Source organism: Aliivibrio friggae (assembly GCF_057368515.1).
The window spans coordinates 1,380,669-1,392,767 of the sequence record NZ_CM170648.1 but is presented as its reverse complement, the minus strand read 5'-3'; the positions used below and the strand labels follow the sequence as shown (position 1 = coordinate 1,392,767).

Here is a 12,099-nt window from a genome sequence, read left to right as displayed (position 1 = left end):
TCATACCGATTAGTTTCTCGCAATTTTTCCAGAGAAATTAAAAATTTTGAGTTCATTATTGTATGATCTAGAGCGTTGTAAACTTCGAAAAGTCCTTCTTTTTACTTGGGATTTAAATAGTTCAAGATAGGTACTCAAGCTTCTCTTTAAACCAAGACATTGCCTCAGAGTTAGCTGTTAGTATATCTAGTCTTGCAGTTGCACGAGTAAAAGCTACATACATGTCTTCTTCTGTTAAAGCGGGTGTTATTCCTGGTTTATCTGCATTAACAAAAATCACATGCCTTGCTTCTAGTCCTTTAAAAGATTTAATAGTTGAATAAAATACGTATCCAGCAACACCGAGCTTGCTTATATCTTCTGTCAGATTGAGTCCATAGGATTTCCTTATTCCGTCCATACATGAGTTTTCTAGCTTAAACGGAGAAAGGATTACCGCTCCCCCATCAGCACTTAATTCATGAACTAGGTCCCAGGCTTGTTGAGCCATATGCTCCGCTTTACAAATACCAATGTATGGCTCTTCACCACTAGGAACGCCTGGCATAGACTTAACGACACCACTACAAACTTTATTAGTTGCTGTATTTACTCGTTCTGTATTTCTACAATTGTGGTAAAGGCGAAAAGTAACTTCTGCACCTAACGTATCATTAGTACCTTGCTTATATAAATCCTGCTTGTCATCTCCAAAGTAAAGCCATTGCGAATCGTTTCTTTCTTTAAGCAGCTGATATAAAGCTATAACCCTGTCATCGCCAAAATCCTGTCCTTCGTCAATGATAATTGCATCATATTTATCATCTTCTCGATAAAAGCCATCCATTACCCTCTCAGGTAATGTTTTTGAGTAAAAATCTTTTCCATTGCTTCCTGTATGGTCATCCACAATGTTCCAAAAAAGTGAATCAACGCTAAAAATATAGTCGGCTATATTAGGGTGTTTGATCCTTAAATTTTCAGCTAACACTTTATTATAACAGACTAAAATTGTCTTTTTCCCCTCTTCCAGTAACGCTGATAACTTCCAAAAAGCCAATAACGTTTTTCCTGAACCTGCCGGCCCGATAATAGCAACGCGCGGTAATTCAAATGCCCCACGTAAAGCAGCAAACTGTTGACGAGTAAGTTCATCAATATCATGCTCATCTTTATGAGAATCAAGTTCCGTATCAACTGAGATTACTCTAAAGCGTTGATTGGTTAATATTTTAGCGGCTTCATCTGCGAGTGCTTTCGTAAATTTTTTTCCTATTCCTTCACTGCCTTTTGCCAACAATGCCTGCCTAATAGTTCCACCTAATTGGTGCATTTTTTTCTTGGGGACAATCGTTGAATCATCATAAAGATTAGTGAACCCATCGATTTTACCGTTTGGATAGACCACCAACCACGCGTGTAAACCTGGAAATGAACTATTTGAAGTAAATGACAGCTCTTCACCAACAACCTTAGCAAGGGTATGGAGATTGCGATTGGCCTGTTCAGGAGGTGACTCTTTGAGCATATCTTCTTGTGAATCACTAACTTTCCTATACCACATACCATTTTCATCAACACGAATCGATTTAGACCCTTTAACCTCAACAACGGCTAACCCCAGCTCTGGTGCCAAAACCACAAAATCTGCTTGACCGTCTCTAACTATGCCTAAATCATCTTTTAGAGCCCAAGAAACATTACACACAACAATCCAGTTCTCTGGCAGTTGTTTTAACAACTGTCTACGCACTTCTCTTTCCCACTTATCTGAAGGGACAGGCCCAATTACTCGTGGCATAAATTACAATTCCTATAAATATTTATTGACGGCAAGCCAGTAGCTTCAAACCTGCCCAAGTAGCTTTATCCAAAGCTCCCTCACCTGATGGTTTTACAATTGTGTTTCCTGGCATCACAAATACTTTTACTATAAAAGGGTCTAATTCACCTTTCTTTACAATATAAGTGCCTTTGGATGCCGACCATACATCTTGATCCAATACTCTCTCCCAAGTGCTGCCGCCATACTCAAAGATGCTTCCTAATAACAATTTAGGGATAAGCTGATTCATATTACAATTAGAGTTATTAGCCTTGGCAGAAGGTGATATATCGTACTTTAAGTAGTGTGATAAGTTTCCTCTCACCCATGACATTCTTCTTGAAAGATTAAACGAATCAAGTAAACGAACATACCTGACGTTTGATTGTTTTCTTGCAAATACAGCTATAGATTCAGACACTTTATCTCTTAATAATTGGTCAAACTCCCATAAAGGATGCGCAACCACGTCTAAAACATCTTCATCTACAGTGATCCAACCATGTAGGTAGGAGCCATCTGTTATTGGGATAAGCTTTTCATCACCAAATGTCGAACAATAATTTTTAGCTATATCTTCAAATTCTTCCTGTGCGCTTTTTAACCCAAAATTCCATAATTCAAAGTATGGCGTGACACCTGGTACATAACTAGAATCACGCATTACCAAGAGTAGCTCTAGGCCAAGCCGCCAATCTAACAAAGGATGCAAATGGCGGTTACGGAAACCTTTGAGAAGTAAGTCAGGACTTCTCCACTCCTGGCCCTCGAGTTGAGATCGTTCACATTCATCTCTAATAAATCGGCCTAGCTTAGAGAACTTTGTATATTTGTCAGGTTCAGTACAACCTGCAATTAATTCAGACCACTGCTCTGAAGCCCAGTGAACCAAACCGGCACCATTAGGGTGTTCATCTGATAAATAAAGCTCTGCTCCGCTTTTACTTTCACTTCTGTATTGATGAACCGATGCGATCTCAATATCAAGTGAATCGACATCTAACTCTAAAGCTATCGCTCGTTGAAGAATTGTCGCGGCAGAGAACCATGCTGCTTTTTTACTAGCTAGCTCTTTTTCTATATCGAAAAAACCAAGCCCCTCTCTATCAAGTAACCTAATACTCAAAAGATCTGTTGTTTTAGATGCAGCTAATGAGGCGTATACGTCTTCACTGGTATCATCTTCAATCCACATATTGGCATTAACCCACTGATTATTCGGAGTTCTGTAGGTATCTGCTATTTTAAAAGAAAAGGGCCTTCTGTTTTTACTTTGAGTAATTCTATATACTTTTCCTTGACCTGAAAAAGTGAGTTCAGCGCCGCCAACAGGATTTGGTTCAATACCTTTTATCTGTGGTGAAGCCACAAAAGATGTTACACCTGTACCACCATTAGATTGACCAGTATCAGCCGGTTTACTAAGATCAAAATCGGTCATAAAGCCCGTGGGGACGACAGCTAGATAAGAGCTTGCGTTATCTTGCCCACAAGTTGGACATATTTGAGAATGCGCTCTGTCTGCAGCTTCTTCGATACTAATCAGATCAACAGTAAGGTTTCTGCACACATTGCAAAAAACTTGCCAGGTAGTTTCTCCAACCGGTTGTTCGTTTGAAACCCATTGGTTTCTGTTCTTATGATGGATAGAACCTACAAGACCCACCGGAGTTAACAGACGTTTATCCCATACTCGCTCTGAGCCAGGAGAATAATCAGTTATAGCCTGCTCAATGGAACGGTCTAAAGTCTTAGCTTCCTTAGAGCTTTCCTTATCGTCTGGTAACCCAAAATATAAATCCCTAACCATGGTTGGCATGCCATACATTGGGAGTATCCCAGCATCTGCCAAAGTATTTGCCAAACCACGTGTTTTATCTTGTTCCTTTTCTGCTTCGATATCGATGCGCTTAATTAAATCGCATTCATTGACTAGAGCCTCAGGGCTGATATACGTACCACGTGTAATGACTCTAGCAATTTCAGAAACAATTTTTCCATTAGTACTTAACCAATCAACAATTAAATCACGTCGAGAGCTGCTGTTATCAATAAACTCTTGAACTCCGCCCATCTCACCATGAGTATCAGGTCTAGACCCGCAAGCAGCCCAGGTTAAGCCAGACGCTTGAAATGCACGACGTAAAACCTCTTTATTGAATAACCTTTCTGCTAATATTTTTTGATCTTCACTAACTGAGATGCTCGGCTGTGGAGGTATCCCACTTGTCATCTCTTCTGGATGTTCAAAATGAATACGGTCATGAGTTTGCCCTCGACAATAAGTCAAAGCAGCCGAAAATGCCTGCTTTTTTCGACCTGCTCGTCCAGAACGCTGCTGATAATTAAAACGTTCTGGTGGCATATTGGCTTGAAACACTGATAGTAATGAACCAATATCAACTCCCACTTCCATCGTCGTTGTAACCGATAGTAAATCGATACTATCTACTTTTCGGTTAACATTACGGGGGACAACATCATCCAGCTTCTCTCCCTTAAAAAAGATATCTCTAAAATGACGTTGACGTTGTGCTTGATTATCAGTTTGCCCAGTCAATTCCTCGGCATGAATCCGAAACTCAAAATCGGTATTCTTCGATAGATTGGCATAATAGTGTTCTTTCTCAATCGTTTCTGCTGTCTTATCGCCATTAGGATCAGCTGTTAGAGGAGTAGTACATCGGGCGCAAATACCTCCTGAAGCATGCCAATGAATCTGGGTGCAATTATCACATATCCAAGCTTTATCTTGAGGGTTAATCTTACGTACCCATAATTGCTCTAGTCTAACAACTCCCCACTGATGACCTTCACCTTTAAGCGCATCGCGTACAGCAATTCTCAACAATTCATAACTAACTTGATTTTTTTTCGCGCAAACCTCTAAATAATTTTTTACTCGTTTCTTCGCTATCTGTTTCGTATGTTCATTCGGGTGACAATCATCCCACTCTTCTCTGGGTCCGAATTGATCATATTCATATGGGGCTGTAAAATATTCTTCCGACAGAATGCGAAGTACACTTTCAGTAATATTCCTAAACACACTATGCGGCATGCACATCGGACCCAATTTATTAAACTGAGCTGACAATGAAAGATGACCGAAACCTTTTGCCTCTAAGTTGTACAGCAAACGACCGGAAATTACCTTCCAAGCTTTTTTCCTCAATTTATTATTCATCTGATTAAGGAAGCTAATTCTGTCTTGAGTTAGATTGTTAACTACGGAACCATCATCGAAATTGATGAGCTCTACCCACCCAAAGGAACTATCATTTAGTTTATGATACTTCACATCAACACCTGAACCTCCTGGGTTTATGCCTAGCTTAAGCATTCGTTTCCAAATAACGGGAAGTTCTAAATCCTGATCATTCAAATGATTCAAAAAGCGGTCTAGTCGGACATAACCAGGTTGGTAATTCTCAACGTTTTTAACTTCCGTTTTATTACCTTCAGTCACGAAGAAGCTATCATCGATTACGGCTATTGCTACACTAGTAAAAGCTTTTAAGTCATCACTCGATTCCAAATTTGGAGCTTGATTGATAATTTGAGCAAGCTCTTTATTAACATCCCCTCCCTTTCTAAGTATCTTTAAAATCTCTTTTTTTAGCTCCTCAATTGAACCGGCAGACATACGACGTATTTCATCTAGGATGAAATACTGTAAGAGACTATCCCATTGACCTGATTCAATCCCGTTTGCTAATTTAGCCGCAGCTTGCCTACTATCTGAAAATGTAACGAGCTTACGAAAATCACTAGGTAATATAGACATCAAATGCTTTGCAAGCAGCAACGACATTTGATTTAAACCTGTTGCGAATGCTCTTATTGGCGATGGTTTTCCGCCTTTCCTTTCAGAGTAACTAGTCTGGCAAGATGGGCACATCTGTGGCATAGCAGGTAAGTGAAAATCTTTTCCCCAATCGCTATCATCAACACTAAACCATAGACATTTTGTTTTGTCAGGGTTATTAACACCTACCTCAACTACACCTGTTTTCGGGTCAATCGATGCAATACTCCACTTAGCCGCGGCGACTTTACAAGGATTACCGACACGCCCATTTTGACCTGAACGTTCAACAGAACCTTGTTCCCAGTTTAAGTTATCCAAATTTGGATACTCACCGGAAATTAAGAATACAACTCCCATATCTTTGTATTCTTGTACATCAGTACGCCCTTGTGGTGCAGCCTCTGGCATACCTGCGATAGCAGTAGGTAATGGTGCAAGTTCAAATTTCGGGTTTGGTATCGTTCCACCAGCCTTCATTTTATAACCTGCCAGTAATTGAGTCCCACAGCACTCACAATACAAAACCTCTAATGACCGCTTTCCTTTATACATAACTCTTGGCTCTGGCAATAACTTACCTACTCTTCGTTGGTCATCAGTTTTATTGGGTATCTCAGGAGTAGCCCACAAACCATCAAGATTTTTGGCCATCCAATGAAAACGAAGTCGAGGTAGAATAACATTTTGATATCTTTCACCTCTATTTTGAGAGTCGGTTGCTTGACCTAAGGCGAAAAGTAAACCTCTTGTAGATGTATTTTGGTCCAAAGTCGATAAATGGGGAAACCACTTACTTTTTAAGCTTGCCAATGACTTTGATGTAAAACGACTACTTAAACTATCGAAGAAGCTGTAAGTAATCGCTTCTAAATTTTCAAGAGTGATCAGTTCTTGAACTAAACCGCTATCGGGCTCAACATTTTCACTTAATGATTCGCCTAATGCGAAACAAGTTGAACTGACGCTCGAAGCAAAGCTTCTTTCTTCGTTATCTGCTGTATATACCGATTCTCCACTTTCAATATGAAAACGGTCTTTTGATTCTTGCAGTGATAACCCAAACATTCCTCCGAGAAAACTATAAGAATCATCGTCTTCAGCCAAAGAGGCACTAGAAGCTAGAATTTGAAGCTGTGAGCTATCGGGTGATAACCCAAGGCGATCCATCAACAACCTTAGCAAATACCCGACTTCAGTACCCGAAGACCCACGATACAAATGCAGTTCATCAACAACCAGTTGGAAAACATGATTTTCTCTATCTTCTGCTAGCCATTCTCTTGTTGAATCAAATATCTGCGAATCCGCTCTATCGTTAGGCAAGTTATCATCTTTATGTCGCATCAACATGATAGACAACATACTAATGTTAGTGATGAGTAAATCAGGCGGGGTCTCTTGCATCTCCCAGCGATGGAACATTTCACAAGAGTCAATTTCCATCCTAGGAATAAAGTCACGTTGCTCGAGCAACGAATCTAACGCCTTCTCCTTTAATGATATACTTTCCTTATCTTTCTCTCTAATAGCCTGTTCTAACGCGCTACGAGCACTTTCTAGCAAAGTTATATATTCTTCATATTCACTTCGGGCTTGTTTGATTTTTTTACTAAGTTCAGATCTCTTCGATGAATTGATCTCACCATTAGCCTTAAACGGATGACCAGAAACTGGAGTCGAGCCGTTGTAGCGGCCAAATCGAATTCGGTTGCCTTGCAAAGCTTCATCCATTGCAGATAATGATTCATCAGCATCTAAGGCAGCTCTTAACCTTGAAATCTGGTCTTCAACTAGAGCATTCATTGGGTAGAGCAACAAAGCTCGAACCGCTGGAGTTCGGCTTTCATTACGTACTGCTGCTCTATTGCTATCCCACTTTAGACTTTCTCCCCATACAGCACTCTGTGTTCCAGGTCGTTTCCAACACCCAATTGCCTCTTTTATAATCGATGCTAGAACCGGCAAAAGGAAGGCCTCAGTTTTACCAGAACCAGTTCCAGTTACCACAACACAGTGCTTTCTTTCCTTACTCATTGCTTTGGTTAACATCACCTCTTGGTGCTTATACAAACTAAACTTACTTGAGATAAGAGATGCACCTGCAACTTTACAAAAAGCATCTATCGCATCTGAGGACATCGTAGGTAAGTCTTCTACGTTTAGCTCATCCAACTTTTTACCTGAAACATAAGTAGGTAGCACTTCTAGATATGGCTCCTGAAATAGGACACCAGATGTATCTAACAAACATTGACGCTCCTCTTCAAATGATTTGGAGTTAGTCCCGAATGCCGACTTCACATACTTTTTTAAATTATCGTTCAAGTCTTCCCATGCACCAATTGGGTCTTTATCTATGCTAACTGGCATTTTGTATCCTCTAGCTCTCTGGCTATAAAGTTCGAACTAATTAATTTAATTTCGCCACCGAGTAAGTGGGCTATATGACTTGCGATTTCTTTTGGCACCCAACGATATCTAAGCCACTTACCGCTTGACATTTTGTCGTAAACACAACTTATATTTGCTATCGTGTGTTTTCCCTTTTCTGAGAGTAAAATTGAGTCGCCGATAGACTCACCTTCAGTTTGAACTACGACTGGCCCAGATGCAGAGCAGAGTGTCAAAACTCGCTCGATAACAAAAGGAGGTTCCATTCTTGCAGGTAGCCAAAGACAACCTGTTACAATGTTGTAATGGATAGGCCAAGGGCAGGCATCAACCACTCCGATGGATTTCACAAACTCAGCGAAAGCATTAACAACCATCCATATACCCCATCTTGAATCCTGAATGAAACTATATTTTGACAAACCATCTCCAAGGTTTCTTCCAAGTTTATAAACCTGTAACCCTGCGCTCATCGGGTCCTCGTACCTGAAGAATTCGAACTTCCGTTCAGGGTCAACCGAAGTACTGCCAGAATTGTTAAAAATACCTGTATTTGGATTCAGTCTTGCCAAAGCATTAGGAATGAAACCTTGTTCTGGATACCACGAAAGTGCCTCTTTTATCTCTTGTACAGAGCCCACCCATTTAGAAAGTTCCTGTGCTGGTAAATCTACCACTTGAAAGTTTGCAAATTCGGCAATAGTCTTAATCGCGGAACCGGCAAAAGGTGCAAGACGAACCACGGGGAAATTATGTGTTGGTTCTGCTTCTACGGTAATTCTTACATCAGAAGCCTGTACTAGCTCTTTCCATTGCTGCAGTCTTAAACTTCCACAAACGCCATACAATTGACGTTGTTCAGTATCAGTAATAGGTAGGCTATAAAGAGTCGCTGGCACTGCACATACCCTAACCATGTGTCCTTTTACATCAGTATCTATTTCTACATGGCCCCTTCGCCGGAGCTCGCGTATCAAAAGAACAGGCTGGACGTCATCAATACCAAAACTGTTAGCTAGCCTCATTATTTGATCTCGAGCAGCCCCATACGTCATTGAACCATTTTTAGTTGTTGCGATTGAATCAAGAAATCTAGATGAGACATTAGATTCCATGCACTGCCAAATACACTCTCCATTACTGTCAGATAAAGTAACTTCATCAACTTCAAATTTATCAATGGCTGTGTCTGACTTTGCTAAATTAATTCCATCAACCATTGCGCCAAGTAAACCTGTCGTATTAGTTAATGTCCTTCCAAAATTATCAATCGAAAAGTTAAATCGGTTGGAAATAGAAACCCCACCGATAGCCAGCAACTGTAAACCTGCAGAACATAGCACCTGACCATCTATTTCAGCCTTAATTTTAAAGGAACAACTGCTTCCATCATTCAAACTATATTTAAACCGTCTTACGGAGTAAGCATCACTACTTTCTAACTCTGTGAAGGTCAAACCGTCGGCTATAAGCTCTGCTTCTAAAGGGCCTTCTAACTCAATAATAGGTAGGTCGTAATAAGCATATTTTTTACTACCAGCACCAATAATTGGACGGCCTCCAACTAATCTGATACGTGCTTTTTCTATAACCGCAGGCTCTTCATCAACAATCTCAGCACGCTGATTGGATGTAAGAACATCTGTGGCATTGATACAAACCAGACTCCATTGGTCAGGTAAGCCATCATACTCAACAATCGTATGCTCAATATTTTCATTGGTTAGGTATAACTCTAGATTTGAATACTTATCGAGCGAATATAAAAGATATGCAGGACCTGAAATTGGTAATTCTCGTTCAATAAGTGAATCATTCAATGAGGGGTCTGGGGTGTCCCATACAAAGACTCTAACCTTATCTTGTCGTAAGTATATTTTCCTCTCATTGCATTCACCATCAGTTCCTGTGTACAACAGGCTAGACTCAACGTTCGAAGATGAGGATTGGTTTAGCACCCGCCTCGCATTTTCTTGATTTACTGAATAAATCGCATGAATATGAGAACCAGTGAATTCCAATTTAGCTTTTTCTTCCGAGCCACCTTTAGTTTTGATCCTATAGTTCAAGCCCGTTACGTTAGCTGGAAGGCGCCAACCGATTTGCCAATAGGGAATTTCTTCATCACAGTTGACTTTTAAAATGATTGCCAACTCATCATTTAGCCTACCTTGCGGTTCAAACCTTTGATTGTACTCATTAACACTAATTCTAGTCGGTTTAGGGATGTATCCATCCCAAAAGTCCAGCTGCCTACTAAGAAACTGTCTTAAGTGATCATTGTACTCCGCCTTCCCCATTGCTTCTTTAAGGCCTGCACTTAAATAATAGGAGCGTTTACCTTCCTCAATCAATTGGAAGAATTTATCATCGTCTAAATTTTGTCCAGAATATAACTTGCAACTTCCAAACAGCCTATCGATCCCTTCAATGTCCTTGTGGGTTATCATTGATTGAGCGTGGGCCATTCCAATATATCTATGCGCACCTAAGACATTAAGTGTAAATCTGCCAAATCTTCCTTTTTGTTTTCTAACAGACCAAGAATTCAAATCAACCCAAACTGCTTCCATATCATTCCTTACATTATTAGGAAATGATTCACCAATTAGGTCGCTAACTGTAGAATAGAAGCCAGAACCTTCCGTTTCAGATTTTGCGAGTACCCATAATGCAATGTATGGTAAATAAGTCGGAGCGCTACAACCTTCGTAGTTATTCAAATAGAGCCCAGGATCACTATATGCTTCCGGACGTTTGCTAGGCCATGAGCGTTGTTGAACTAATTTTTGGGCTTTAACTGCAATATTATCATTGCCATGTAACCAATGGGGGCCTTGTTTTACGGCTTCAATTAAACCACTAGTACCTCCTTTGTGGGCCCCAATCCCTTCAAGTTCAATCCTAGTAGTCTGAATCCAAACGTCTTGGTCAACTTTTTCTGGCGAAAAGTATTCTTCTAGTAACAGTGAGTTCCACTCAATAAATAACGACACATTACATCCTTCATTTCTTAAAGAGCTAATCGATTTATAAAGACTATCTTTAGGCCTACGTAGACCAACGTGTAATGTTGAAAAGCCCTACACCAAATTAACAGCTACTGGTTATTTGAAAAATAACTGATACTGCAGCTCCAAGCAGCTCAACTAATCTCGATACCCCAAGATAAAACACCACTGATTTTAGGTTGATTATTTTATCCTTACGTTCTATTTATGATCAATAACATATTGATTTAATTAATACTGTGATTATCTCGGAATAATTTATATTAATAAAATAAAAATATAATCTCACGGTACCAAACTATTGTAAGATTTCATTAGAATAGTCTTATTAAAACTGATTTTAAAAAGTATCTGTTTCAAAAAGTAAACCATTAAAATAGAGATAAGATTACCTAATCTCCCGTACTTGAAAAGTTACTTTCATACAAAAATTATCAAATATAAATATTCCTTAGACACCTCACCATATTAGACTATAAATCGTTGATGTCTTACTTCAAGATGAGGCTAGATTTGGTCGTTTTAGGTAACTATTGGAATTATACTAGAGTCGCTAAGTCTTCATCCCTTAGCAAAATAAAAGAGATCTGTGAGGTAAAAGTGGTTCCTTAGTTAATCATCATAAATGACCTAAAGGAGATATCTAAACTGCAGGAAAGAACTATTTTCTTATAATGGATAGTGTTAATTAAGACAATCTTGTATAGCAAATCAAAACTTCATTAATTTAGAAGAATATTATCACCATAAGTATATTGTTCTTTAAATTGAACTCTTAGTACAGATTCCCGTGATTAAAGAGTGTAAAAAGAATTGGCTAGATCTGCTGAGTAGATAACAAGGAATTACAGGCACAAAAAAGCCCACACTAGGTGGGCTTTTTTGTTTGTTCATAAAGAACGAATATGGTGCCCGCTACTGGACTCGAACCAGTGACACCTTGCATGTCATGCAAGTACTCTAACCAACTGAGCTAAGCGGGCAAATCGTTAACCAGGAAGTAATTGACTTCTCCTTGAGAACGAGATGGATAATATCGAGTTCTTTTTATCTCTGCAAGCCTTTTTTTATTATTATCAATC

At 39.5% G+C, this 12,099-nt stretch carries 3 protein-coding genes and 1 tRNA gene; all 4 read right to left on the bottom strand.

The genetic code is table 11. The features are described from left to right. Window positions 1-121 precede the first annotated feature (121 nt). Entirely contained in the window at window positions 122-1,780 is a 1,659-nt protein-coding gene (locus AC2INI_RS06430) for an NERD domain-containing protein (RefSeq protein WP_486305632.1), read from the bottom strand. 22 nt (window positions 1,781-1,802) lie between these two features. Further along, window positions 1,803-7,985 carry a DEAD/DEAH box helicase gene (locus AC2INI_RS06425; RefSeq protein WP_486305631.1) on the bottom strand — a complete coding sequence of 2,061 codons (6,183 nt, stop codon included), beginning with the start codon at window positions 7,983-7,985 and terminating at the stop codon, window positions 1,803-1,805. Next, complete coding sequence (locus AC2INI_RS06420; protein WP_486305630.1) at window positions 7,970-11,002, bottom strand: hypothetical protein; 3,033 nt, start codon at window positions 11,000-11,002, stop codon at window positions 7,970-7,972. The genes AC2INI_RS06425 and AC2INI_RS06420 overlap by 16 nt, the downstream gene beginning before the upstream one ends. A gap of 921 nt (window positions 11,003-11,923) precedes the next feature. Beyond that, window positions 11,924-12,000, bottom strand: a tRNA-Val gene (locus tag AC2INI_RS06415). Window positions 12,001-12,099 lie beyond the last annotated feature (99 nt).

Bases quoted from the DNA above. Each gene is read 5' to 3' on its own strand.
- AC2INI_RS06430 (WP_486305632.1), bottom strand. From the start codon at position 1,780: ATGCCACGAGTAATTGGGCCTGTCCCTTCAGATAAGTGGGAAAGAGAA.
- AC2INI_RS06425 (WP_486305631.1), bottom strand. From the start codon at position 7,985: ATGCCAGTTAGCATAGATAAAGACCCAATTGGTGCATGGGAAGACTTG.